This is a genomic window from Rhizobium sp. P2_G9 (assembly GCF_056403475.1).
Window position 1 is genome coordinate 48,342 of the sequence record NZ_JBFUFK010000010.1, and the last position, 24,007, is coordinate 72,348.

The 24,007-nt window shown below is 59.1% G+C and carries 21 protein-coding genes; 7 read left to right on the top strand and 14 right to left on the bottom strand.

Annotated features, from left to right (window positions below):
• Position 1: 1 nt before the first annotated feature.
• From AC1DYF_RS10280 to AC1DYF_RS10325, 10 genes are all read right to left on the bottom strand, one after another.
• Entirely contained in the window at positions 2–745 is a 744-nt protein-coding gene (locus tag AC1DYF_RS10280) for a hypothetical protein (protein ID WP_477876625.1), read from the bottom strand.
• A 213-nt stretch (positions 746–958) separates the two neighbouring features.
• Positions 959–1,198, bottom strand: coding sequence for a hypothetical protein (locus AC1DYF_RS10285; RefSeq protein WP_477876626.1), 240 nt, complete (start codon positions 1,196–1,198; stop codon positions 959–961).
• Positions 1,199–1,221: 23 nt separating this feature from the next.
• Positions 1,222–1,503 (bottom strand): hypothetical protein, encoded by a 282-nt coding sequence (locus AC1DYF_RS10290; RefSeq protein ID WP_477876627.1) that lies wholly within the window; start codon positions 1,501–1,503, stop codon positions 1,222–1,224.
• A gap of 696 nt (positions 1,504–2,199) precedes the next feature.
• Positions 2,200–2,694, bottom strand: a complete 495-nt coding sequence (locus AC1DYF_RS10295) for a hypothetical protein (protein ID WP_477876628.1) — start codon at positions 2,692–2,694, stop codon at positions 2,200–2,202.
• Between the two features lie 926 nt (positions 2,695–3,620).
• Positions 3,621–6,005 carry a bifunctional DNA primase/polymerase gene (locus AC1DYF_RS10300; protein ID WP_477876629.1) on the bottom strand — a complete coding sequence of 795 codons (2,385 nt, stop codon included), beginning with the start codon at positions 6,003–6,005 and terminating at the stop codon, positions 3,621–3,623.
• Complete coding sequence (locus tag AC1DYF_RS10305; RefSeq protein WP_477876630.1) at positions 6,002–6,250, bottom strand: helix-turn-helix transcriptional regulator; 249 nt, start codon at positions 6,248–6,250, stop codon at positions 6,002–6,004. Before AC1DYF_RS10305 ends, AC1DYF_RS10300 begins: the two co-directional genes overlap by 4 nt.
• Positions 6,251–6,424: 174 nt before the next feature.
• Complete coding sequence (locus AC1DYF_RS10310; protein WP_477876631.1) at positions 6,425–7,567, bottom strand: tyrosine-type recombinase/integrase; 1,143 nt, start codon at positions 7,565–7,567, stop codon at positions 6,425–6,427.
• 481 nt (positions 7,568–8,048) lie between these two features.
• On the bottom strand, positions 8,049–8,729 hold the full coding sequence (locus AC1DYF_RS10315) for an alpha/beta fold hydrolase (protein WP_477876632.1): 681 nt from the start codon (positions 8,727–8,729) through the stop codon (positions 8,049–8,051).
• A gap of 288 nt (positions 8,730–9,017) precedes the next feature.
• The gene (locus AC1DYF_RS10320; protein ID WP_477876633.1) at positions 9,018–9,899 is read right to left on the bottom strand and encodes an AraC family transcriptional regulator; all 882 of its coding nucleotides are present in this window, start codon (positions 9,897–9,899) and stop codon (positions 9,018–9,020) included.
• Positions 9,900–10,216: 317 nt separating this feature from the next.
• On the bottom strand, positions 10,217–10,666 hold the full coding sequence (locus AC1DYF_RS10325) for a hypothetical protein (RefSeq protein ID WP_477876634.1): 450 nt from the start codon (positions 10,664–10,666) through the stop codon (positions 10,217–10,219).
• A gap of 242 nt (positions 10,667–10,908) precedes the next feature.
• Between AC1DYF_RS10325 and AC1DYF_RS10330 the strand changes: the two genes are divergently transcribed.
• The 3 genes from AC1DYF_RS10330 to AC1DYF_RS10340 all read left to right on the top strand — a co-directional run bounded on the left by AC1DYF_RS10330 (position 10,909) and on the right by AC1DYF_RS10340 (position 12,978).
• Entirely contained in the window at positions 10,909–11,103 is a 195-nt protein-coding gene (locus tag AC1DYF_RS10330; protein ID WP_477876635.1) for a hypothetical protein, read from the top strand.
• 338 nt (positions 11,104–11,441) lie between these two features.
• A complete protein-coding gene (locus AC1DYF_RS10335) occupies positions 11,442–12,599 on the top strand; it encodes a metallophosphoesterase family protein (RefSeq protein ID WP_477876636.1) in 1,158 nt (385 codons plus the stop codon).
• Between the two features lie 133 nt (positions 12,600–12,732).
• Positions 12,733–12,978: a DUF982 domain-containing protein gene (locus tag AC1DYF_RS10340; RefSeq protein WP_477876637.1), complete on the top strand. Its 246-nt coding sequence runs from the start codon at positions 12,733–12,735 to the stop codon at positions 12,976–12,978.
• Here AC1DYF_RS10340 and AC1DYF_RS10345 read toward each other — a convergent pair.
• The 3 genes from AC1DYF_RS10345 to AC1DYF_RS10355 all read right to left on the bottom strand — a co-directional run bounded on the left by AC1DYF_RS10345 (position 12,975) and on the right by AC1DYF_RS10355 (position 16,291).
• On the bottom strand, positions 12,975–13,838 hold the full coding sequence (locus AC1DYF_RS10345; RefSeq protein WP_477876638.1) for a calcium-binding protein: 864 nt from the start codon (positions 13,836–13,838) through the stop codon (positions 12,975–12,977). The genes AC1DYF_RS10340 and AC1DYF_RS10345 overlap by 4 nt on opposite strands.
• Positions 13,839–14,345: 507 nt before the next feature.
• On the bottom strand, positions 14,346–15,017 hold the full coding sequence (locus tag AC1DYF_RS10350; RefSeq protein WP_477876639.1) for a class I SAM-dependent methyltransferase: 672 nt from the start codon (positions 15,015–15,017) through the stop codon (positions 14,346–14,348).
• 449 nt (positions 15,018–15,466) lie between these two features.
• Positions 15,467–16,291 carry an AraC family transcriptional regulator gene (locus AC1DYF_RS10355; protein ID WP_477876640.1) on the bottom strand — a complete coding sequence of 275 codons (825 nt, stop codon included), beginning with the start codon at positions 16,289–16,291 and terminating at the stop codon, positions 15,467–15,469.
• Between the two features lie 121 nt (positions 16,292–16,412).
• Here AC1DYF_RS10355 and AC1DYF_RS10360 point away from each other — a divergent pair, with 121 nt between their 5' ends.
• Positions 16,413–17,639, top strand: a complete 1,227-nt coding sequence (locus tag AC1DYF_RS10360; RefSeq protein ID WP_477876739.1) for an MFS transporter — start codon at positions 16,413–16,415, stop codon at positions 17,637–17,639.
• 230 nt (positions 17,640–17,869) lie between these two features.
• Positions 17,870–20,968, top strand: a complete 3,099-nt coding sequence (locus AC1DYF_RS10365; protein ID WP_477876641.1) for a P-loop NTPase fold protein — start codon at positions 17,870–17,872, stop codon at positions 20,966–20,968.
• 25 nt (positions 20,969–20,993) lie between these two features.
• On the opposite strand, the gene AC1DYF_RS10370 is transcribed toward AC1DYF_RS10365, so the two are convergent.
• On the bottom strand, positions 20,994–21,935 hold the full coding sequence (locus AC1DYF_RS10370; RefSeq protein ID WP_477876642.1) for a LysR substrate-binding domain-containing protein: 942 nt from the start codon (positions 21,933–21,935) through the stop codon (positions 20,994–20,996).
• Between the two features lie 69 nt (positions 21,936–22,004).
• Between AC1DYF_RS10370 and AC1DYF_RS10375 the strand changes: the two genes are divergently transcribed.
• The gene (locus AC1DYF_RS10375; protein WP_477876643.1) at positions 22,005–23,243 is read left to right on the top strand and encodes a YbfB/YjiJ family MFS transporter; all 1,239 of its coding nucleotides are present in this window, start codon (positions 22,005–22,007) and stop codon (positions 23,241–23,243) included.
• Positions 23,244–23,554: 311 nt separating this feature from the next.
• Complete coding sequence (locus AC1DYF_RS10380) at positions 23,555–23,911, top strand: hypothetical protein (protein ID WP_477876644.1); 357 nt, start codon at positions 23,555–23,557, stop codon at positions 23,909–23,911.
• Positions 23,912–24,007 lie beyond the last annotated feature (96 nt).

A 24,007-nucleotide genomic window follows, 5' to 3' on the forward strand; every position in this document is an offset into this window, starting at 1 on the left:
ATTAGTCCTCCTGGATTTGGTCTTCGGTTTCGTCTGCGATCGGGGCATCGAGAGCTTGTTCTTGTCGACGCATGAGCGCTGTCTGGATCGATCGCGTGGGGTTGCGCTGACCTGTCTCGAAGGCACTGTCAGCATGTACGGCCTCGGTTCCAAGACGGTCGATTTCCATCAAGGCCTGCGTTACCTTGCGGTGCTCCTCGCCTATGAGGGCATCGGCAAGTTCCAAGACAGAAATGGAGCGCTGGTCCCTCGGAAGGTCGGCAATGCGTCCGCACAGGGCAGCAGCTAACTCGCGGTCGTTCGTCGATGCGGCCAGAGACGCCAACGACGCCAGCTCAGTCGGGCCAGACTTTTCGATCTGGTGAGTGAGCCTGCTGCGGCGCTCCGAACCCAGCCCTTCCCGCATCAGCATCTGGACCGGGTTTTGATAGTGGGCGCGAACGTTCGCGACCTCTTCGCTGATCCGGCTGACTTCCATCAAGTGCGCGCGCCGCTTCTCAGCACTATCGCGTTTGACCTCACCGCGGCGGCCGTTAACCGTCCGGTGAAGGACTGATGATCGCTCATTGGGGGAAAGATAGGCGAGCGACCGCTCCACACTGGCGCGATGTTGTGCCACTCGCTCTTCAAGGTCATCGAGCAGCGTTGCCTGCTGCTCGCGGTTCTGTCGAGCCCGGCGCAGCCGATCGACAATGTCCGTCACGGACATCCATCGGCTCGCAAGGGCCACTTTCTGTATCGCCATGCTGGTCTCCTTCGCTTCACGTCGCGTGAGGGCCTGGAATCGAGCAGGCGCGGCACAGCCGTCGATCGTCCCCGCCCTCGCGGTTGTCACCGGCCATTGCCGATGTGGACTTTCGCAGAATGCGATACGGCTCGCACGGTCTACACCAGCGCTCCGACAGGGCGGGACCGAGTGAAGCGGCGCGCCGAACAACCGTCCGACGCGCCTGAGCAATCAAGCCGCCTTGCCAAGCTGCTTCTTTGCCCAATTCCGGCGATAGGCCTCGGGAAGTACCGAAGTCACTACGTCCAGGGGAACATGGCCGGGCCCGGTAGCAGCCGCCAGCTTTCGCATACCGCCCAGGATAACAGCAGCAGCCTCCGCGGCATCCGGCGACAGGGTGTCCGAAAATTTAGCTACGTCCGCCACCTTCGCCCGCACCGTAAGGCACTTCCTCTTCTTCGCGCTCATCATGGTTTTTCGCCCTCTCAGTTGATTTAGGTGGTCGGCTCGCCGCTGGAAATCAGCGCGTCGAGGAAGTAGCGCAAGACACTCGTTTCGCGGACCTTCCGGACCGTTGCCACGAGCTTGGCTCCCAACATGACCTCATCGAAAGACAAGTCGTCCAACCACTGGAGAGCCTCGGCATCCGGAATGATCTCGGGCTTGTCTTTCAAAGCATGGGAGCGCATCGCCGAAAGAGTGATTTGGATATCCTGCAGATCGACAGGCACCGTTACATCACCTGTGGCTTTGCTAATCGAATTGTAGTTTTGCATGTTGGTTCTCCTTGAAGTGCTCGGGTGAGTACCCGAGCGGGTGCGAGGAGATCTTTGGCATTGTGTCATCGTGCGGACCATCAACACTTGCTCCTCGCATCCAAGTGTTGGATAACTCGTCAACCAGTTGACGGAGTTGGGATGAACGGTTGGCAGAAGCAGGGCATTGTCAGCAAGAGGGACAGAATAGAGGACCTATTGCTTGGTGGGCACGACTACGCCCAAATTGCCCGCATACTGCACGAGGAGAGGGGTTGCCAAACCACGCGGGCGGAAGTCAGCCGCGTTCGAGCGAGGAAAGCAGACGGCGGCATGCTTCCACGTCAGAGCCACCCGGTCATGGCCGACGGCGTACAGTACAAAAGCATCAGCGAGGCTGCGCGGGCAAACGGGATATCTACTGAGGCCGCCCGAAAGCGCCTAATCAACGACCGATTCGAGGATTGGAAGAGGTTGCCCAACGGTCCTCAACGCGGCTCCTAGCCGCGATGCAGCCGCTGGTTCTCGGCGGCCATCGCTTCCCAGACAGCCTCTGGAAGTTGTGCGGCCCAGAACCCCGCCCCTCCCTTTTCACCATACCTCGACACAAGCTCGGCGGGTCCGCCCGCAGCGCGAACGGCTTCGGGTGCCGTAGAATTCATCCTTTCGGCAAGGCTTTCAAAACCTGCCAGGTCCCGGAGCATGCCGAGGGCGACGCTAGATGTCGATCGTGAGCGCATTGTCGGCCCTCATGTCTATCTCATGTTCGACATAGCGGCTGAGCGCGCCAGCGAGCGAGACCCTGTCGCTCGCACTCATCCTAGCGATCACTCGCGGATCGAGGCCGAGTGGCCCGTCCGTCCGAACCGTGTCCATGGCACTCGGGTCAAATGCCGGTGCCCTGTCGACAAACCTAAACTTCAGAAGAACCTCGATTAGGCGATCGGACGGCTCGTCCTCATCGAGCGAGCGGTCGAACGCGCGCCCAAGCACCGCGTGGAACGCTGTATCCATGGCCTGACCGTATTTCACGCCAAAATCAGGGTCCCGTAGCTTATGATCGTGGATGGTGCTGGCCGAAACACCGATCGTCTCGGCGGCGCGCTTAGGGCTGCCGGTCTTGGCAACGATCTCAAGAACTCGTGCCTCGACCTCTGGCGTCCACCGCCTGTCCAAATTAGGTTTGCGGGCAATCGCCCTTGGTCTCGCCATCCCCAACTCCTATCGTTCGCGGGCAGATCGTGCAGTGCGCAGGACACATAGCGAGCCAGCATCACGACGGAGAAATTACGATTTTGGGCCTCGCGCCAGGCTTCAAATCTGGTTTCTGGTAAGCACATGATTTTCTTGCCCAATTTGAACTAGTTTTTGAACAAGTGACACTCAATCCCCTGTGTTTACGGTTCTACGGCCTCCTGAAGGCTCGCGCGCGAGGCTTGCGGAGGGTGCGGATGCGCTGTGGACCGTTTCGAGGGGCCGAGGGCCTATGGCGGACAGCCAAAGCACCGACTCGACCTCCTGACATCTTTTCGAGGTCGATGTTCCAAAGTGGCCATCATCCACCGGGGATGTTACGCGTACATAGCCCGGCTCCGCCGAAGTGTAGTCGACAAGCCCATGAAATCGTTACCTTTATACGCTTCATACTAATTACGCTTCGTCTCGTTTGCGTACGGATTTTTCTCTCGCCGCCCCGGCCCCCGGCTCCAGGCTCCAGGCTATCTATCTTATTTATCTTTTTTGAAGTGTAATAAGCGTAATAAGTGTAATAAACATAGCAATATTAATGGCTTAGCCATTACGCGTCGACCTTGCCTCCATTTCTAAAAGCGTATCATGCGCGAACCCTCTGGGGCGCACGTTCACCCGCGAATTTCGCAGATTTGACCGCGAATTCGCGTGCATTTGCAGGTCCAGTGCATCCCGACATTTTGAGTCAAGATTTCATGGAGGACGGTGGATAGCGAGCCGACATGGGCATGCCGACGCCAGGAGAAAGGCCCCGCTGCATGGTGCGAGAGGCAGAATGACTTCGTTCCGCGAACAGTGATCGTCGCACCGGCAGAGGATCCCTCCCTAATGCTCCTGAGGCTGGGACGACCCCGCCGATAACGGCGGGGGCCGATGGGTCGAGCGTCCTAGTAGCTGAACAGGTCCGCGCTTCCAAGCGCCTGCTCGAACCGACGCCGCGCCTCGTGAAGCGGGGGCAGTGTCCACTGCCGCTCCTTCCCGTCCTTGTTCACAGTGTCGAGTCCCAGGATCTTCCCGGCGCCGACGRGCGCCTTGGCCGTCGGCCTTCGGTTGTAGTGTCGTCCTGTCTTGAGGTAGCTATCGTACTCGTCGATCACTTCCTGCTTGGAACTGGCGTCGATTATGACCGCGCCACCCGCCCAATCGATTAGGCTTGTCGTCGGCAGGGTTCCTCGCTCAAGGAGCGACCTCCAGAAGAGCGTCGCGGGGTCCAGGCTGTGGAGCTTCTGGTCTGCCAAGGCCTGAGTCTTCGGAATCTCGGTCGACGGATGCCAATCGCCGAGATCCATGGACAGCAGGTCGTGGAGCATCGCCGCGTAGCCGCCCCCTCGCTCCATCTGTTGTTTCAGCTTGCCGAAGAAGGTGCGGTCTCCTCGCCGCTCGTCCGTGACGTCGAACACCGCGAAACGGCGTGCCTCCACACTGGCCGGCGTGATCCAGTCGTTGTTCGACGCCATCATCAGATGCACGAGATTGCGGCCCGCAACGATGTTTGCTCCCTTGCCCTCGTAAGCGATGACCGGCTCAGTCAGGAGTTGCTTGAGGATGCCCTCGCACTCCTTGTTTCCCGGCACGAAGGCCTCGTCAGCAAAGAGGAATGCGACCGAGCGGAGGTGCGCGTTAAATCTGCCCGCGAACTGGCTGGGAGATGACACGGTGAGGCCATGGGTGCCGGCGATGCCGAGCAGCATCCGACCCAGCGTGCCTTTGCCCACACCCTCGCCGCCGCGGAACGTGATAGCGACTTCGGGCGACGTGCCCGGCTTCTGGAACATGAACGCCATCCACTTGAAGACGTACGCTGCATGTTCAGAATTGCCGGCGCAGAGTACTTTCTCCGTTAGTTCTTGCAGATACGTCCAGCTACCTGCCTTCGGGGTGACGGCCCAGCCCTTCCAGAGGTTCAACTTCTTAGGTTCTCGACCGTCTGGGTCCAGCACGATGCCGGGATACTGTCGTCGCCGCGGGCTCTGGAGCCAGAATTCGGCCTGCGTTAGCTCTCGGCGGCTGCCAATCACCTTGACGCGCGTGTTCTCGTGCCAGTGCATGAATGTTGTCCGAGACATCGAAGTCCAGACCGGTCGAGGCGGATCGTAGAGGGCGTCCGTGTCTTCCTTGAAAATTTCGAAGCCGCTGGCGCCGATCACGGCACAATATTCCTCGTTCATGCGGTCTATGAGGTCTCGGTCGTGCGCCCCCGGTAGGTTCCCGATGTCGGGCTCGTCGCCGGAGAAGTCTTCCTCGGCAGACGAGCGGTAGAACTCGTCCACCAAGTCTCCACGGCCAAGGTTGTTCAGTTCATGGAAAATGGTGCCGAGCCTGATCTGCTTGCCATCCGTCATCTTGAATGTCGACCATTTAGCGCGCGTCTCGTCGTCGCGGTCCACATAGATAGGGTCACGCTGACTCCAAGCAACGAAAACTTCCATGCCTTCTTCGGAGCCACCCGTGGCATGATGAGCCGCCATGGCCATATTCAACCACGCGGAGTAGTCGCTGTAGTCGCTCGGATCGAGCGCCGCGAGAAACCGTTCAAGCTGCTCGACTGAGCAATCCATGGGCTCGGTGCTCGCAGCTCTTGGCCTCGTCGTTAGGAAGTCGAGCAGCGCCTGAGAAGCCATCGGCACTTGCGAGGGATCGGTAACATCCAAGAGCGGATCCAGGTGATAGGTCCGTTCGGTCTCTGGATGGACCGAACCTGCAGCAACCACATATCCGCCCTTCTTCTTGAAATCGATGCCCGGATACCCCGGTAGACCGCCGACGATTTCGAAGGTGTCGGGCTTCCGCAGGAAGATGTGCTGACCGTCCGTGCCGGTGATTACCGTGGGGGCATCAGACTGGGGAAAGTCCTTCATGAGTCGCTCGTAGGACTCCCGCCCGCCGTTGCGCGGATCGACGTCAATGACGAAGTGGCTGTCCCCCAGTCGGATTCCGATATTGCCGCCGTCAGCCATGTGGCGCCGAAGCGCGGACGAATCGAGCGGAGGCTCTTTCTGCCATCCTCGTGCTAGCGGTGTCTTGCCCCGAGGCTTCAACCGCCCCTTAAGATCTGTATAAACGACGTTGTAGCGGTGGAGCCGGAACAGCTCGAAGCCTGCTCTGAGGAAGGCTTCGGCCTGCTTGACATCAAGCGATGGCACCTTGGAGGCAGTGTGCATGGCAGAGTCTTCTTGTTTACTGGATTGCAAGTGTCCGGTCCTTGTCTGCGAGAAGATTTCGGGCGCGCCGATGTCCACGGTGCGCCCGTTTTCGTTTGAATAACCGCTCATCGCAGCGCCTCGACACGCGAGGCGGATGCGAACGCTCGCAGGTCTGCAATCGAGTAGACGACGCGTCGTCCGATCTTGTGGTAGGCAGGACCACCGCCTCGACTACGCCATTCATCCAGCAGCACTTTCGAGACACCAATGAACTGGGCGGCCTCTTCGACCGTGAGATATTCCTTCCGCGGGGCAGCGAGCGTTGCCTCGATGCGGACGAGGCGTTCGATCACCTCTGAAAACAGGGCTTCCATGCCGTCGGCACTCCTATCGTTGAAGACGAGTGTCGGGGCGCAATCTCTCTCTATCTTGCTCGCTATGTCCGCAGGCTTCTCAGCCTGCGGGCGCCTCAACAAACACAAAATAGCCCACCTGAAAACGGAATCGTATCAACGTTTCATGCTGAGTCGTGTCAGATGTGTATTTTCCTATTGACCGCGAAAGCGGGTCATGGCCGAACAGATTAGTTCCTGGGACTCCCGCRTCGTCCCTACGAGGTGGGCGCGGGTAATGTAACCCCAGGTCACACCCGCAGGTCTGTGGTTCATCAGGAGCGTTATGGTCTGCATGTCCACCCCCGCCTCAAGGGCAGCCGTCCTGTACGTGTGGCGCATCTGGTGCGGAGCGTAGGGGAACTCGTTAGTCCTTCTCATCTCCTCGATGTGGCCCGACTCGCTGTTCAGCGACGGGAAGACGAACGGGCTTGCCAGCCCCTTGGTCTCCTGCCTGACCATCTCAAGGTTCTGAAGGAGGAAGCGGGGTAGCGGGAGCTTGAAGGCTCTGTCTTTCCCTCCCTTTGGAGACGGGACCAGAAGGACGCCATGGTCATCCAAGTGCTGCCACTGCATGGAGCGGGCGTCGTGGGAGCGCAGGCCCGTTAGAAGCATCACCATCCAGCACGTCGCACGGATGCGGTCTTCCATCGCGTCTAGGCGACGCCACGCCTGGGGCAGACCCTCCGGACCAAGGGCCCATTGGCGCGGGCGCTCCTTGTTCATCCGCACGGCCCGCGAGACCGGGTTGGGTGGAAGGTCATGTGAGCGAGCGGCATCGTTATAGACGGCTTTCAGAGCCCGCATCGCCCCATTGGCGCAGTAGGCGCCGTGCTTCTTCGTGATCTTCTCATGTTGAGCGCGGGTGGCTTCGCGGTCTAACTTGTCGAAGGGGATGTCCAGAAGTGGCTTAAGCGGGCCGAAAATCTTTCCCTCGTACCAGACGACTGTACTCTTCTGAAGCTCGGCCGCCCGGGAGGACTTATACCTATCCCACGCCGTCCGCAGGGTGGGCATGGAACCTTTCGGGCGCCTCGGATCCTCGCCGCGTCGAAGCGCTAGCTTCAGCTCCGCCGAGCGCTCTCTGGCCGCCCTGAGGCTCACTTCGTCCGTCCTGCCGACGATGATCGAGATATATCTGTCGCTCCCGTCGTTGATCCTCCCCACGAGCTTGTAGCTGGAAGACTTACTCCCCACCACGATCCTGAGGCCGGAGACCTCATCGTCGTACACCTGGGCTCCCTTGGCAAAGTCATCGGCAATCTTGTTCACGGCGCCCTGGGTCAATTTCGTCGTCATGTCTGCTCCTTTCAGCATCTTAGACCCGATGCGAGGCCCGACACGAAGCCAGGTCCAGCACGGTTCAACATGACCATGATGTCGAGAAAAGCATTGGAAGTACGCCATGAAACGGGCCCGGCATGGCTCTACACGGCGCAGTTGGTGAGACTTAAAATCCCTCGATCCTCGATCGTACGGGTTCGATTCCCGTCGTCCGCACCAAGTTGATTTTACTGAATAAATATCCATTTTTCAGGCAAGCCGGCTTGCCGGGTTGGGTGTATGGGACGTTGACGCCGAACAGTGTCGACGTGCCGATGCAGAATACACCCGGTGCCAGACAAACAAGGTAACGCCGCGTCGCTGTTCCTGCGCAGGATCGGAGCAATACACTTCTACGCTCTGGCACTGAGAGCTTCGCATCCCGTACATTTTACCTCCTACGGATAACGAACGTCCTTTTCTATTCGAAATCGGAAAGTAAAAGCGAAAGCCGGGGCTACAGGGCAGCAGCGGCGCCGGCGATGAAATCGGCTACCGCCGCGGGCTGGGAAAGCATCGGCACATGTGAGCTTTCGAGCACCAGCGTCTGGGCACCCATCCGCGCCGCAGAGTCGCGTTCGACATCGGGAGGGATAGTCCGGTCGTCGGCAGCGACGATGTACCACGACGGCCTGGAACGCCATGCGGCGTGGCTGATCTTGTCGCCAAAGCAACGCACCGCAAGCGGCCCCTGAGTGGCATAGACGATATCTGCCTCGGCGGAGGGAATATCCTGCACGAAGTGCTTTCGGGTGCCCTCTGCCGTCAACGCAACATAGCCGTCGCCGTAGGGAGCTATCGCCTCGCCGGCCACCGGCGCATAATTCTTCCACCAATCACTGAAAGACTGATCTGTGTCCGGAGCGCCCGCCGCGACATAAACGAGACCCTTCACCCGGTCGTGGTTGCCCGCTTCCGTGATGACGGCACCGCCCCACGAATGCCCCACGAGAAGGACCGGGCCGTCCTGCATTTCGATGACGCGGTGCGCTGCCTTGACATCGTCGCCGAGCGAACTGAGCGGGTTTTGAACGGCAACAGCTCTCAGACCTTTCGCGGTCAGAAGGGAAATTACCTTCGTCCAGCAAGATCCGTCAGCAAATGCACCATGAACGAGAACGATCGTACCGATTGCCATCTTTTTCTCCTAAATCATTGAAAATACTTTTCAACTTTCTGGACGCTGCCCCAGCCATATGTGCGAAGGATGTCGGCTGGCGTCACGATGTCGCAGACGTTCGATCACGACATTATCGAGCCGGACGAAGCGCACGCCCAACCTCACGCCTCGATCGTGCTCCGAAACTTCTCTCCCACGCTGTTCAACACCGTAACCCAAGCCTAGAGCGCAAAAGGGTCGCGGTATTTCCGATTCTTGCGGAGCCATGGGCAATTCTTGCTATTGGAAAGGTGATGGCGGTCTGCCCTAACGCCTGCGTAGCTCGCGATATTGGCCGGGCGTAAGTCCAGTCGCCTTGCGGAAAACCCGGATGAAATTGGCCTGAGACCCGGAACCCGCTTCCAGAGCGATCTCAATCAGCGAGGATTCGCCAAGCTCGAGCCGCTTTTGCGCCTCCTGCACCCGACGAAAGGTCACGTAGCCGTGAGGCGAAAGGCCGGTCGCCTCACGGAACAGGCGCGAGAAGTGAAACTGGCTGAGACAGGCTTCTTGTGCCAGATCGCCCAGCCTGATGTCGCCGGTGAGATGGGATTCGATATATTCGAGTACGCGCTTGAACCGCTTGCTGTCAAAATCGGGCGATCTGGCGGGGCGCTGCCAACGGTCTATCGCATAAGTACCCAACAGGTATCCCGCGAGTGCCGCCTGCATGCCATCCAGAAAAAGGCGGTCGGCCGGCTCACCCGCTCGACCTAAAATTTCGTTGAACGCGATTGCCATCTGATAGAGCGTCGAATCTCTCAGGCCGCCAACATAGGACAATTCTGCCTTAGCAGGATCAATATCATAGTCGGCCAGGGCGCTGTGCGCGATCAGCGTCTCGGGCAAATAGACGTGCAGGCATTCGATGGGCGATGTATTCGCACTTTCGCTCTCTTCGACTCCCTTCGGCAGAATGCATGCGATACCTGGTTGAATGAAATATCGGCCGGTCGCGCCGTTGGTGTTTTGCTGAGCAAATGCACGGCCAGCAATGACGAAGGCAAGCTCGGTTGAGGATCGTACGCCTGGCACGTGATGGCCGGCCTCCAGTCGGCGTCGCTCGACGCGCAAATTGGGAAGCTGTATGGCCGCCCTGAGCTGGCTGCTCGCCTGATATTTAGCCTCGCTGTGCGAATTCAGAACCATGATCGACTCCGGGGAGCGCCAGCAGCCCTAGCCGATTGGACGCCTGTAAAGTCTTTATGCGGAGAGCTCGCACCGAGGGGAATTTACTATGGCATTGCATCGACGGCAACGCCTTGCCTCACGAGGCCTTTCTCAATGATTCGGCCAAACAACGGCGTCGCCGGTGTCGCCAATCGGGCTGTATATACCAAACCTACGGGGCGGTTCCAGCCCTGTAGCCAAGCCTCAAACAGAGTAGAGCCCGACACCGGTTCTCCCCTGACCGCGACTGGCTGCGGCGGAAGCCGGGATCCATGTCGGAGGCTGAATAAGCGGGATCACGCTTCTTCCTCGAAGATGTCGTTATCGACGAGGATCGATTGCCACCTTTTCCACTGCTTGACCGTCACCGGGAATTTGTTCTTGCTCAGTGCTGCCGCCTTGAGCATATGCTGGACAAACTTTTCCTGCCGCTCTTTGAGATGATTTTCCGCGAGCAGGATTTTGGCGAGTCGGATGGTTCGCTCGCTCGACATGGCGATATAGTCTGGTTGGGGCTTTGCCTCCGGCGCCCCTGGACGATCGCGATAGACCGCCTTGTCTCGATAGACGATTTTCTGCTCCGTTTTTGGGGTCATGGCGGCGCTCAGATCGTGGAGTGAGCTGCCGACCGATTCCAGCGTGCGGACGATGGCCCTGGCTGTTGCCACCACTTCGCCGTCATGGTTGCTGGCAAGCCGGGGAAAGAGCTTGCTCAACTTGTCGATCGTGGCAGGCTGGAGCGTCATGGCGCACCTCCATGGATGTCTGCAGGGCAGCATAAGTGAGCGGAGATTGTGGCGATCCACAACGTCGATGAACTGATCAGGTTCGCAGTCGCCCGCCCGATCAATCCTCGATCACCCGGAATGTCAAGCCATCTTGGCGAGAGATGACGGTCATCGCGTCCTCCGGCTCGGCTGCGCCGCACCACCGATCAGGCTGCGGCATCCCGACTGCCTTTCTCCGATGCAGGCTCGCGATACGAAACATGCCGCCGCAGACCCGCGTCAATACGCCGCATATCTGTCCCTCTTCGCAGGCGATCGAAGCAGCCGCCGACGCGCGTGGCGACGGCAAACTGATAGAAAACAAAAAACAGATACAACCGTTTGAAAAGCTTCATGGCGAGAAGCCAGGCCCGTCCGCTGTTGTCAAACAAATGCGCCGCGCGGCCAAGTTTTGAAAGCCTCCATGCGCTCCATAGATTGAATTGTGTAATGCAAGTTAAGACAATCATAAATAAACGTTGCTTTACCGTAGAATTGCAAATGACGCAGTGTCTCCCGCGTCAGCGCGATCCACTGTGGACGCGACGAGGGAGGATTTGAAATGGCAGCACCTAGCCCCGCATTTTCAGCCCCACTATTCCATGAACCGGTGTTTTCCGAGGGAAAACCAAGCCATGATCCCGCCGGTTTTCTCACCAAACATCCGTCTGACGGGCCGCTCTATGACGAGGTTCACGATCTCCTGAAGACGCAGGTCGTTGCCGTGCCGCCGTCACGGGCGGCGGCAGACGAGATGTTCAGTCTGGCAGCCGCTCTCGGCCAGCGCGGTCCTGACGTCGTCAACCAAATTACAGCGGCGGGGCGCATCGTCTTCCATGCCATCGGCGACTCGGGCGCGACGGAGGAAGGCAAGCAATATGCCGATGAACTGAGCGTCGCTGATCAGCTCACCATGGACTGCAATGTCACGGACACCACCAATCGCCCCGCATTCCTGCTGCACATGGGTGATCTGGTCTACAGCTTCGGCGAGTCGCAATATTATTATGATCAGTTCTACGCACCGTTCCGCGACTATCCCGCGCCGATCTTCGCGATACCGGGCAACCACGACTCTTTCGTCCTGCCGAATACGCCGCCTGCTCAGACTGCATTAGCAGTCTTTTCACGAAACTTTTGTTCGCAAAGCTTCGTCATCACGCCCGAGGCCCGCTCGCTGCACCGCACGGCGATGACGCAACCGGGTGTCTATTACGCATTGGACGTCCCCTTCGTCCGGATACTCTGTCTGTTCAGCAATGCACTCGAGGATCCGGGCGTGATCTCCACCGAGGGCGGCAAATGGCCTGCTGTCACCGATGTCCAACTGGACTTCCTCAGGGCCCAACTGACGAAGATCAAGCAAGAGAACTATCAGGGTGCCGTGCTCATTGCCGTGCATCACCCGCCTTTCAGCTATGCCCCGCCCAAGAATCACCGCGGCACCGGTGGCTCGCACAGCGGCAGCATCGAAATGCTGGCCGAGATCGATACCATTTGCGCAGAAATCGGCGTCTATCCCCATGCCTTCATTTCGGGGCACGCACACAACTACCAGCGCTATACACGCAGGGTAACAATGGGCGGGCAAGCCTGTGAAGTCCCGTTCATCGTCTGCGGCGATGGCGGCCATCACGTCAATCCCATCGTGCGCGCATCGCACGGCCATCCTGCCGATGTGCCGCATTTCGGCATTCCCGTAGACTATCTGGATGCAAAACCCGCAATCACCACCGATGGCCTGTCGATGGAGAAATACAACGACAGCGGATATGGCTATCTGCGCGTCAGCGCCGACAAGGATAAAATCGCGATCGGCTTTCACCTCGTGAGCGACAGAGTGACCCTGGCGCAATCGCGATTTGACAAGATCACAGTTGACATCGCCTCCCACAAAATAATCGCCAATTAGGACGAAGCAAGCCGAAGAGCCGGCATTGCCGATTCTTCGTATTTGTGCGCTACCGCACCGAAACCATTCATGTTTTCCCTGCGTTAACTATAGGCCGCGGCATATCGCCTGCCTTTTAGTCTAGGGAACGAACATGAACACAGAATGGGATTCGCCGGTTATCATGAAATGGGGCGACGAGACGACCATTATCCGCAATGCGCGCGAGGCCATCCATTTTCTCGATGGTCGCACGCCGACAGAGCGGGGCTATCTTTACAGCCTCGCACGGCGGCGCTGCGAGGCCAATCTCGATGCTCCCGAGGCGTCGAAATCGGCCCGCCTCGCCTTTCATGCCGCCGTCTGCGAGATCGGCATGTTTCCGCAGGAGCGGCTCTAGAAGATCGGAAAATCGGTATTGTCGAGGATGGTGCCATCCGTAACATGCGCGAACAATATCCGATCAAAATGCGTCCCCGAGCCATCCTGGTCGAAATAGAGGTTGCCATCCGCCTTGTCGTAGAGAATGCGGTCGCTGCCGTCGACTCCTGCCGTGGAGGTCGGGCTTGAGATCTCCTTGAAGGCCGAGGTTGGCAGATTGCCGGCCTTCAGGCCGGTGAACATGCTGCTGTCCAGCATGAACGTATCGTCAGAGTGGCTGAAATCGAGGATCGTATCGACATTGCCTTTTGCCAGTGTCGCCGCGAACACGAAACTGTCATTGCCCTGGCCGCCCATCAGGGTATTCTTGCCCGCATCGCCCTCGATGATATTGTCCTCCGCACCACCATAGAGGACGTCGTTTCCATCTCCACCGAAGACGGTCCCATCCACGTCGCCCTTGCGGCCATCATAGTAATCGTTGCCGCCGCCGAGCACGACATTACCAAGCATTTCGCCGGTATTGATCACCCTGTCGATCGCACCGCCGGACGCTTCAAAAAAGCTCCCATTCGGCCCGGAGATCGTCCCGCTATTGCGGACGATCAGTTCCTCGGCGCCGAGCGCGTCGATACCGTATCCCTGCGATGTCATGCTGCCGAAATTGTCGATGCGCGAGACCTTGCCGTCATCTGTGACGCCGTTGAAATAGACGCCATAGGTATCACCCCAGACCGACCCGGAATTCTCGACGATGCTGTGGGTGGCGCCCATCGCAATCGCGCCATAGCCAGTGCCGGCTCCCGTCACGCTGCCGGTTTTGCCGATGACAACTAGCTCGTCGCTGAGGCTATCTCCCGTCAAGGGGGTAAAGTTCATAYCGATCCCGGCGGCGCTGATTTCTCCCTCTATGATGAACGAGTCATCGGACCCTTGAATTTCTGCAGCATCCCCTGGACCCGCGTCGATGAGACCAGCAGTGGTGACAAGGTATCTGATATCGGTCCCCGCCGTGTTAAATGAACCGGTTGCTTTATCGATAGTGATGTATGTCGAGAAAGGCATTAGGCTCTCCATCGCGATTGAACAGGAAGCGAGACTTACCAGCTTCGTAAGACGCGCGATTCAGGCAGCCGGTTATCTCCGGAAAATGGCGCGAAGCCGCTGACCGAAAACATTAGCCCCATGCTCTCTCATTTGGCGAGGTCATTTTGTCGCGGGCAAATGAGCATGGCGCGCAACGCGAAAGACGGCTCCGCAATGGCAGCCGCCCGGAGGAAGAGGCCATCGTAGCTCGTCTCGTGTGACAAGACGAAACCTTCTAAAGACATGGAAAGGCCGCCTGCACCGGAGCGCAAGCGGCCATTTACATGAGAGAAACGAGCGTTAACCAGCCTTCTGGACGATGAAGCTCCAATAGGTGTCGGGGCCGGCCGGGACATTGAAATTGACGTCGGAGACGGTGACCGTGGAATAGCCGGCGCGCTTGATCAGCTGCAGCCACATCGACTTACCCAGCACGGAATAATGGTTCGGATTGTTCTGGTGGCGGCAGGCCGTGTCCGGGGCCGGCACTTCCATATAGAGCACGCCGCCCGGCTTCAGCACGCGGCAGGTCTCGTTGAGCGAGAACAACGGAAACACCGAATGTTCCAGCACATGCCGGCACCAGACGAGATCAAATGTCTGGTCGGGGAATTCGAGGAAGGAAAGATCCATCTCCACCGCGTTGAAACCCTTCTGGCGGCAGATGTCGATATCTTCGCCGATGGCGATGCCGATCGCATCGAGCTTGTCGGCGGCGAAATGTTTCAGCGCCACACCCTGGCCGCAACCGATGTCGAGCACCTTGGCGCCGGCCGGCAGCGGATGGGCTTCCTTGACACGCTGCCAGACACTGGCAGTGATATAGTCGTGCAGGCTCGACGTATATTCCGGGTAGACGTCCGACCAGAGTGTCTTCAAGAACGCATCAAAACGGGCGTATTTCTGTTCGAGGGGCTGATACTCGGGCTTGAGGGCAGACGCTAGATCTTCGCGCAGGGCAGTGACGGCCATTGAAATTCGCTCCGTAAGGGTGGCGCCAGGGGATCGCCCTGACGAAAACGAAGCTAACGAGTTATGGTAAATTTTCGCTTAATTGGAAACTCCGAGCGGTTGTGCTGGTTAGCGCTTCGACGGGCAACGAACCCTCGCGCTGCTTGTTCCAAAAGGAACAGCCGATGCGATCACGGCATGGCACAAGACGCTCATCAACGAACGGGAGTGACCGCCATGACCATGCTGATGACCTTCGCCTTTCTCGCTGTTCTCGCCGTCGGCACGCTGCCGGTGTCGTTCCGGCCGCTCGACATCTTCCACCGCTGAGCCGCAGGCTCCGTCCTGACGCAGAGCAATGATCATCCTGACCGGATCCATCTTCCTGCTGCCCGTGGTGCTGTCGAACAGCGCCAGCCTGCTCCTCACCGTCAGTCTTATCGCCGCTGTTTGAGGCGATTCCACCTGCGTTACTGTTTTGCGATCCCGCTGCCCAGATAGCTGCGCGGCGGCGAGCCCAGCACACGGCGGAACATGGTGGTAAAGGCCGCGGCGTTCTCATAGCCAGCCTCCAGCGCCACTTCCGTGACCGAAAGGCCATCCGACAGCTTCGGCAAGCAGGCAAAGACGCTTGCCTGCTGGCGCCAGGTGACGAAACTGACGCCTGTTTCCTGGCGGAAGAAGCGCGTGAAGGTGCGGCGGCTCATGGCGAGCTCATGCGCCCAATCGTCGAGCCGGGCATTCGGCGACGGATTGGCGACGAAGGCCGCGCAAAGCGCCGACAGCCGCCCGTCGAGCGGAAACGGCAGACCCAGCGGCCGCTCGCGCAACGCCATGATCTCTTCCACCAGCAATGTCTGGACCAGCTCGGCCTTGCGGCCACCGGTCATTGCCTCCTGCAGCCGAATGGCCTCCAGAAGCAGGCTCCGCGCCAGGTCGGTGACTTCGAGCACCAGCGGCCGGTCCTTGACCAGGACCTCCAGCGACGGCGTCACATAGACCGATTTCATCTCCATGCCGCTCAGCATTTCCACCGCATGCGGAAAGCGCGGCGGGATGAGCAGCGCATGCCCCGGCGGGATCATGAAGCGGCCACGATCGGTCTCGACCAGCACCACGCCAGCAAAGGCGCAAAGCAATTGCGTGCGGCTATGGATGTGCCGCGGCACCAGATAGCCGGTCGGATAGCTGTTGGCATGGACGTAGATATCGCCGTTCGCTCCCTCGATCCTGGCAAGGGCACGGTCATGCTTCTCAACGGCGTCTTTAGATGGCTCTCGCACATGTCGGTTCATGTTTGGCCCAATCGCAAAACAATTCGACCAAAACACAAAAGCAGGTCAACCGCAAGACATGTAAGTAAGCCTTACGATCCCGACGCAAGAGCGGGTCGGTTCAGGAGACATTTCCATGGCAATGGTCACGGACGCGCAACCGGTGCCGTCGACGGCATCGGCCGTTCCCCGGTTTCAGAAGGCAACCCTTTCCATCCTGTTTGCGGTGAGCTTCGGTCACCTGCTCAACGACATCATGCAGTCGTTGTTGGCCTCGCTCTATCCGCTGTTCAAAGCCAATTACGACCTCGATTTCATCCAGATCGGCCTGTTGACCGCGACCTTCCAGATCACCGCTTCGCTCTTGCAACCGGTGGTCGGCATCGTCACTGACAAGAAGGCAATGCCCTATGCCCTGCCCGTCGGCATGGCGAGCACCTTCTGCGGCCTGATCACGCTGGGCAACGCGCATAATTTCACCATGCTGCTCATCGGCGCCAGCATGATCGGCTTCGGTTCGGCCGTCTTCCACCCCGAATCGTCGCGCATCGCCCGCCTGGCCTCCGGCGGCCGCCACGGCCTGGCACAATCGCTGTTCCAGGTGGGCGGCAATGCCGGACAGGCAATCGGCCCGTTGATCGCTGCCTTCATCGTTCTTCCGCGTGGCCAGGGCAGTGTTGCCTGGCTCTCCGTCATCGCCATGGTCGGCATGGTGCTGCTCTCCTTTGTCGGCCGCTGGTATGTCAGCCATCGCCGGCAACAGGTCTCGAAGGCGCCGGCCAGCCGTACGCTGCCGCTGCCACAGAACAAGGTGCTTTGGGCCTTCCTGATTCTCGTCCTGCTGACAGCGACCAAAAATGTCTACATGTCGAGCATTTCCAGCTATTTCACTTTCTACGTCATCCAACGCTTCGGCATGAGCGTGCAGGCGTCACAGCTGATGCTGTTCCTGTTCCTTGGATCGGTGGCGGTCGGCACTTTCCTGGGCGGCCCGATCGGCGACCGTTTTGGCGCTCGCTTCGTCATCTGGTTCTCGATCCTCGGCGTTATCCCGTTCGCGCTGCTGCTGCCATACGCAAACCTGTTCTGGACCTGCGTTCTGTCGGTGGTGATCGGCCTGATCTTCGCTTCGGCTTTCTCGGCCATCGTCGTCTTCGCCCAGGAACTGATTCCCGGCCGGGTAGGCCTGATCGCCGGCATCTTCTTCGGCTTCGCCTTCGGCGCCGGCGGACTGGGCGCGGCGCTGCTCGGCCTGCTCGCCGACAAGCATGGCCAGGACGGCATCGTGCTGGTCTACAAGGTCTGCTCGTACCTGCCGCTGCTCGGCCTGTTCACGGTGTTCCTGCCGCGGATTCCGAAAAGCCACTGAAAAACCATCCCGCGTCAATCCAACGCCCTGCCTGCGGTGAAGCAGGGCGGGCGTTCTGCGCTCTAGGTATGCAGGACGGACAACTGCCTAATTGACAGCACGCCAATAAAGCGCAAAACATACATTTGCTCGCAAAGATAAATGCTGCAACGCAGCGGATCACATCAACCGCGTAGTCTCCTTTTTCAGGGAAACTGCGCGGTCGGACTTGTTCGACGGGAGGCTGAGCATTGGACGAGAGACGGAAGAGAGAGCCAACCGCTTGGCAGGTGCTGGAGGAGAAAGCCGTTGGCTGCTTCGATAATCAGGACGGCGAGGACATTCTACACTACGTCCTTGAGCACGCAGCGCATTTCGCAAATGTCTCGCGGCAGCATACAAAAATCACCGTAGATCGTCGTGCTTTCTGCCTAGGCACAGCCAAAGCGGCGGACGAAGGGCAAATGGAAAGATCGCCAGCGGCTCAGACATTCCTGGAATGGCTGAAAGTGGACCCATTTGACGTTGTTCAAAAGCAAGGACGAGATGAAAGCGATATTTTAAAGGCTCATTCAAAAAACGCAGTCGTCGTCGCCTCAAAAAACATGAACGACATCGCGGCAGAAGCTCGCAAGTTTGCAGAGCAGACACGCGAGAAGCTTGCCTTCCGACATTTTCTCTCTGCTTTCATGTGCTTGAGAACGAACACGCATGGCGCGCAGGAATTTCTTGAGGATTTATACAGCAGAAAACTACTCCCCGTCGAAGACTTCCAAGATCTACTTTATGATCGAATGGAAGAGGATCGGGAGCCTAACATTGAGCGGTGGCGCAGAATTCTCCTCCTATCTCCACCTGGGACCAGCGTCCGTCGAAAAGCCGACCCATCCTCTCGCGCTAGTATTTGGCGCAAAACTCTCAACTCTTCTGCGTCCGGGGCCACCGATGACAGAGAGAACAACCCGTCGCCGCAATCATCTTCCGGCGCGACGGACGTGCAGCCGATGGCAACTAGCCAACCCACCACAGATGGTTCAACCGATCCTCGTGGGAGGCGTGACTTTACCTCCGATGCGTATACCACTTTGGATCCGAAAGACCCGCTTGGACTGAAGGCGGACGTCCGTGCGTTTGCCGATCTCATTTGCCTGCGGGAGGTGCTGCCTCCGCTGTCGATCGGCCTGTTCGGCGGCTGGGGATCGGGAAAGTCCACGTTTATGTCGGCCTTGGAAGGGGAGATCGACCAAGTCGTTGGCGAGCATTTCGCGGACGGCGACCCCCTCGACCGAGATACGACCTATGTCAAACATGTCGTCCACATTCGTTTCAATGCTTGGCATTTTGCCGATGCCAATTTGTGGGCTAGCCTGACGGCGGAATTCTTCGACCAGCTGCGCGCTGGCGGCTATAAAAACACGGACAAGGTCATTCATTCGCAGCTAGTCGCGGATGTCGGCGCTCATGCACGCAAATTGTCCGACGATGCAAAGCAAGCAAAAGAAAAGCTTTCCCAGAGCGAGAAGGCCCTGATCGAAGCCCAAAAGCAGCGCCAAACAGCGCTGGCTGACTCGAAGGACAGGCTCAGCCAGAAATACTCCCAGACACTGGTGGTAGCTGTAAGTGCAACCTATGCAAACTTTAAAGCGGACCTCCCTGAGATGGGGCGGACAATCGATCCGGAGCAGCCGGAGAAGGACATTGCGGAATTCATCGGCATCGTGAAAGAGGTGCAGACCTGGCGCGGTCAGGGCCGCACCCTCATTCGATACATCCATGCACGCGGCTGGCGTATGACGGGGCTCTTCGCCGCCGTGGCCACTGCCGCTGGCGGTGCTTTGCTGCTCTACTGGAAACCGGCCATCTGGCTTTCCGTACTGCCCATCCTCGCCGGCCTCGCCGGGATTGCCCAGATTCTTCGGCCCGGCGTGAAGCTGATCGGCAGCCTGTTGAGGAGCAGCGTCGACTTTGCCGCCGCGCTGCAAGGAGAAACGGATGCCGCCCTGACGCGCATCTCCCAGGCGGACGAAGCGCTGAAACGCGCCGCCGCCGAAGTTGATGCCTGCAAGGCCGCAGCAGCCAAGGCCGTCGCGCTGGAGGCCCGTTATACCAGTACCACGAAGCTGCTGGGCAGTTCCCCGAAGCTGCTCCGCTATCTGCTCGAGGACGATCCCGAAGCCCAAGCGCTGGCAAAGGAGACCGGTCTGATCAGCCGCGTCAGGCGTCTGTTTCAGGAACTCGACACCGTTCTGGGAAATGCGACGACGCCCGAAAACGCTGCTCCCGAAAAAAACGGCGAACGACCCTCCGCACGAGGTGGTCCCAGGCCAACCGAAGACAACAAGGATAAGGACGAGGAGCCCAATGAACCTGTCCCGGACCGCATTATCATCTACATTGACGATCTCGACAGATGTACGCCGCGGCAAGTCTATGAGGTCCTGCAGGCGGTGCATCTCCTGCTCGCGTTCAAACATTTCGTCGTCATTGTCGGAGTGGATTTCGCGTGGATATCGCAGGCGCTTGCCAAGGAATTGCAACCCAGTTTGCTAGGCGCGGAGAAGCTGGATGACGAGCTCACCGAACGCCAACTCGCGATCCGCTACCTCGAAAAAATATTTCAGATCCCGTTCTGGCTTCGCAGATTGACTACTTCGAGCAATGCCGGCGGGGAAGGATCGTACACCCTTTTCGTCGACTCCCTGCTGGCTGACAATACGCCCAAATCCAGCACGCGAAAGTCAGATTCAACCGGGCAATCGGAAAATGGGGGCGGAAACGCAGCGGTCGTGGTTGAGAACAAAGACGACCTGCCGACCGAGGAAACTCCTCAAGAGCCGTCCACATCGCAATCCGAATTCAAATCCGAGCCTGAGTCGGAGTTGCCGTCAAAAGCGTCACCTAAACTCGAACCGATGAAACTGGAGCCAGAGGAGATCAAATTCCTCAAAATTCCTGCGATCGGCCGTCTGGCGGGCAGCGAACCGCGCACCGTCAAGCGCTTCATCAACATCTATCGCATTGTCCGAGGCGCCAGTACTGAAAACGAACAGGGCCGAGCGCGCTTTCTCGGGGAAGGCCAGGAGGATGCTCAGCCGTCAATACCCGCTGAATATCCGATCGCGGCGATTATGGTTGCGATCGAAACAGGCCAACCAATGGCGGTGGCAGACGCCCTTTTTCGCGCCATCACAAGTCCGGCGACCGACAATGACTTCCTCAACGGACAGAGCGACGATATCCGCAACGCCTTCAAGGAGGCCGTGGGCCGGCGTGGGGGGGCGCCGATTGACCGGGAGACAGTCGTCAAGTGGGCTCGCGAAGCGCGGCGCTTTTCATTCAACAAGATCTAGCAGGGGATCTCGTCGCCACGACTCGTCAGATATCTGCCACGCCTATAATACTAGCCGCGAAAGCCTCGCGAATGATGCCGATCAACCAGCGGGTCGCCGGATCTTCGGCGATCTCGCGCCGGCAGATCACCGAAACCATGTAGGTGCCCATGTTGATCGGCATGGTCGACAGCGACAGGCCGGCATTCTTGGCCAGCACCCGCGCCGCATGCGCCGGCAGGCTGGCAATGACCGGCATGGTCGCGAGATAGGCCGGCAGCGACGAGAAATGTGTCAGCGCCGTGTGGATGCGGCGCGTCCGGCCGATGGTTTTCAGCGTCTCGTCGACGATCCCTTCGCGGCCGGTGAACGAGATGAGCAGGTGCGGCAGCGACAGGAACGCGTCGAGCGTCAGCGGCAGGTCGAGTTGGCAGAGATTGTTGTTGAGGATGGTCAGATAGCCGGAGCGGCCGATATCCTCGGCCACCAATCCTGTCCGCGCCGGCACGCCGGCTGCCACGGCGAGATCGATCTCGCGGCTCAAAAGCATCTCGGTCGCCGTGTGCCGGTTTGCCTGCCGGAAGACGATGGACACCCGCGGCGCCGAGGCGAGCAGCGCAGTCGAGATCGCCGGTCCGATCGCCACTTCGAAATCGTCGGACATGCCAACAGAGAAATGCCGCGCACTGCTTGCCGGATCGAAGCCGCGATCGACCACCAGCGCCTGGCGCAAGAGATCGATGCCTTCGCCGATCTGCGCCGCCATGGCGACAGCCCTCGGCGTAGGCTCCATGCCCAAGCGGCTGCGCAAGAACAAGGGGTCGTCCGCCGCCAGCCTGAGACGCGCCAGTGCTGCGCTCACAGCCGACTGGCTGAGCGACAGGCGCTGCGCCGCCTTCGACACGCTGCGTTCCTGCCAGATGGCGAGGAAGGTGACCGCGAGATTGAAGTCGAGCCGGCTAATATCATTCAGATTGATATTGCTCATTCAAAAATGCGATTTGATCGATAGTTCTGGCGACACGATATAGGAAGAAACCCAACCGGATCAATTCCAATGTCCGACACTGCAATCCAATCCACCCGGCTTGAAGCCTCTCCGATTGTCGTCGCGCTTGCCGGCGCGATCTCGCTTGCCGTTGCGATGGGCATCGGCCGCTTCGCCTTCACGCCCCTCCTGCCGATGATGCTGCACGACGGCACGATCGATATCGGCGGCGGCAGCCTGCTCGCCACCGCCAATTATATCGGCTACTTGATCGGCGCGTTGCTCTGCATGCCCCTGCCCGCTTTGATCCGCCGGCTCGGCTTTGGCTTCAGCGATGCGCTCATGGTACGCTTCGGTCTGGTGATGACGGTGTTGCTGACGGTGGCCATGGCCGCCCACATGCCGTGGGCATGGCCTGCTCTACGGCTCCTCTCGGGCATCATCTCCGCCGTCGTCTTCGTCTTCATGGCAAGCTGGAGCCTGAAGCGGCTTTCAGACCGCAGCGCCTCGCATCTCGCCGGCATCATCTATACCGGTCCCGGCATCGGCATCGCGCTCTCGGGGGCAGCGGCCTCCAGCGTCTCCTCGGTTGGCGGTTCCGCAGCCTCAGGCTGGCTGGTCTTCGGTATACTGGCCGCGCTCCTGTCTTTGGTCGTCTGGCCGGTCTATCGGCCGGATGGGTTGACCCGCAGCACGATAACGGCGGGGCACGCCTCCTCCGACAGGCGCCGCGACCGTTGGACGGTCGAGCAGATGGTCCTGTCGCTCGCCTACGGACTGGCTGGCTTCGGCTACATCATCACCGCCACCTATCTGCCGGTCATCGCGCGGGAGACATTGGGCGAGACGCATTGGATCAATCTGTTCTGGCCGGTCTTCGGCATCGGCGTGGCGGTCGGGGCATTGCTGACGCGCTTCTTCCCGCGCAGGTTCGACGGCCGCCTGGTGTTGATCCTGTCCTACATCGTGCAATCGGTCGGCGTCGTCTTCGCTTTGCTCCTGCCCTCGGTCATGGGCTTCATGCTCGGCAGCGTCCTGGTCGGCCTGCCGTTTACCGTGATCACGCTTTACGCCATGCACGAGGCCCGGCGGCTGAGGCCCGTCGATGCAACGAGCTTCATCGGCCTGATGACTGCGCTCTACGGCATCGGCCAGATCGCCGGCCCGCCCCTCGCCGCCGCCATCCTCGCCCATAGCGCCAGCCATGCAGCGGGATTTTCGTTGGCATTGTCGGTGGCGTCTGGTTCGCTGGTCTTCGGCGCCCTGCTCTATGGACTTCTGCTGGCGCGCTATCGCCACAAGGGATGAGCGCTGGCCTCCCTGAAGGAGCCGCCCTCGGGTTATCCTGGGGACAAGCATAATCGGAAGGGAAAACTTTACCGAATTTGCTCATGGGTTGCTAAGCTTGCCATCGCCGTCGACATTCGAAGTCGATAGTCATAGCTTGCATGCAATCGGGGAATTGATTTGCCTGAGAGGAGCAAGTCCTGGAACGCAAAAAGCCCCTATATCGAACCGTAAACACTCGGACGCATGGCGTTTGCCATCACACCGGTGGCGACTTTGCCTGGGAAAGAAACACGAAGCGCCAACAAGAAAACCAATCGGCGCTTGGCTCGATGCATGGCAAGAAGCAGCGAGGACTCGATTACACACCGCTGTTCAAATTTCTTCTCTCCAGGGTCGGAGAAGACTGGGCAAAAACTTATAGTGAGGCGGTCGCAAGATTAGACCGCCCCGACGCCATCTTTTGGATCGTAGCTGAAAACGAACTCGACAAGAATGCCGTCGTCCGGGTTGGTGAGAACACCTACTACAGCGGTCTTTACGTCGATGAGAGCAATATGTTGGCAGCAGTCGATCCCTGTGTCACCGAGAACGATCTAAACCCCACATGTGAATGCTGCACGCACACGTTCAACGGAAAACGCTTCACGCGTCCATACGAACTCGGCGCCGACCACCCTGGAAAGTGACAGAATAGCTTTCATCGCCGGGTGCCTTCAGGGAGTCTTGTTTTATGAAAGACAAGCAAGGACCGTTGCGTCGCGCATACGAGCCCCGCGCCGATC

Excerpts from the sequence above, each read along its gene's own strand:
- AC1DYF_RS10375 (WP_477876643.1), top strand. The coding sequence starts at position 22,005 with ATGTCCGACACTGCAATCCAATCCACCCGGCTTGAAGCCTCTCCGATT.
- AC1DYF_RS10380 (WP_477876644.1), top strand. The coding sequence starts at position 23,555 with ATGCATGGCAAGAAGCAGCGAGGACTCGATTACACACCGCTGTTCAAA.
- AC1DYF_RS10370 (WP_477876642.1), bottom strand. The coding sequence starts at position 21,935 with ATGAGCAATATCAATCTGAATGATATTAGCCGGCTCGACTTCAATCTC.
- AC1DYF_RS10360 (WP_477876739.1), top strand. The coding sequence starts at position 16,413 with ATGGTCACGGACGCGCAACCGGTGCCGTCGACGGCATCGGCCGTTCCC.
- AC1DYF_RS10335 (WP_477876636.1), top strand. The coding sequence starts at position 11,442 with ATGTTCAGTCTGGCAGCCGCTCTCGGCCAGCGCGGTCCTGACGTCGTC.
- AC1DYF_RS10290 (WP_477876627.1), bottom strand. The coding sequence starts at position 1,503 with ATGCAAAACTACAATTCGATTAGCAAAGCCACAGGTGATGTAACGGTG.
- AC1DYF_RS10280 (WP_477876625.1), bottom strand. The coding sequence starts at position 745 with ATGGCGATACAGAAAGTGGCCCTTGCGAGCCGATGGATGTCCGTGACG.
- AC1DYF_RS10350 (WP_477876639.1), bottom strand. The coding sequence starts at position 15,017 with ATGGCCGTCACTGCCCTGCGCGAAGATCTAGCGTCTGCCCTCAAGCCC.
- AC1DYF_RS10330 (WP_477876635.1), top strand. The coding sequence starts at position 10,909 with ATGCCGCCGCAGACCCGCGTCAATACGCCGCATATCTGTCCCTCTTCG.
- AC1DYF_RS10315 (WP_477876632.1), bottom strand. The coding sequence starts at position 8,729 with ATGGCAATCGGTACGATCGTTCTCGTTCATGGTGCATTTGCTGACGGA.
- AC1DYF_RS10285 (WP_477876626.1), bottom strand. The coding sequence starts at position 1,198 with ATGATGAGCGCGAAGAAGAGGAAGTGCCTTACGGTGCGGGCGAAGGTG.
- AC1DYF_RS10325 (WP_477876634.1), bottom strand. The coding sequence starts at position 10,666 with ATGACGCTCCAGCCTGCCACGATCGACAAGTTGAGCAAGCTCTTTCCC.
- AC1DYF_RS10305 (WP_477876630.1), bottom strand. The coding sequence starts at position 6,250 with ATGGAAGCCCTGTTTTCAGAGGTGATCGAACGCCTCGTCCGCATCGAG.
- AC1DYF_RS10320 (WP_477876633.1), bottom strand. The coding sequence starts at position 9,899 with ATGGTTCTGAATTCGCACAGCGAGGCTAAATATCAGGCGAGCAGCCAG.
- AC1DYF_RS10345 (WP_477876638.1), bottom strand. The coding sequence starts at position 13,838 with ATGAACTTTACCCCCTTGACGGGAGATAGCCTCAGCGACGAGCTAGTT.
- AC1DYF_RS10295 (WP_477876628.1), bottom strand. The coding sequence starts at position 2,694 with ATGGCGAGACCAAGGGCGATTGCCCGCAAACCTAATTTGGACAGGCGG.
- AC1DYF_RS10355 (WP_477876640.1), bottom strand. The coding sequence starts at position 16,291 with ATGAACCGACATGTGCGAGAGCCATCTAAAGACGCCGTTGAGAAGCAT.
- AC1DYF_RS10340 (WP_477876637.1), top strand. The coding sequence starts at position 12,733 with ATGAACACAGAATGGGATTCGCCGGTTATCATGAAATGGGGCGACGAG.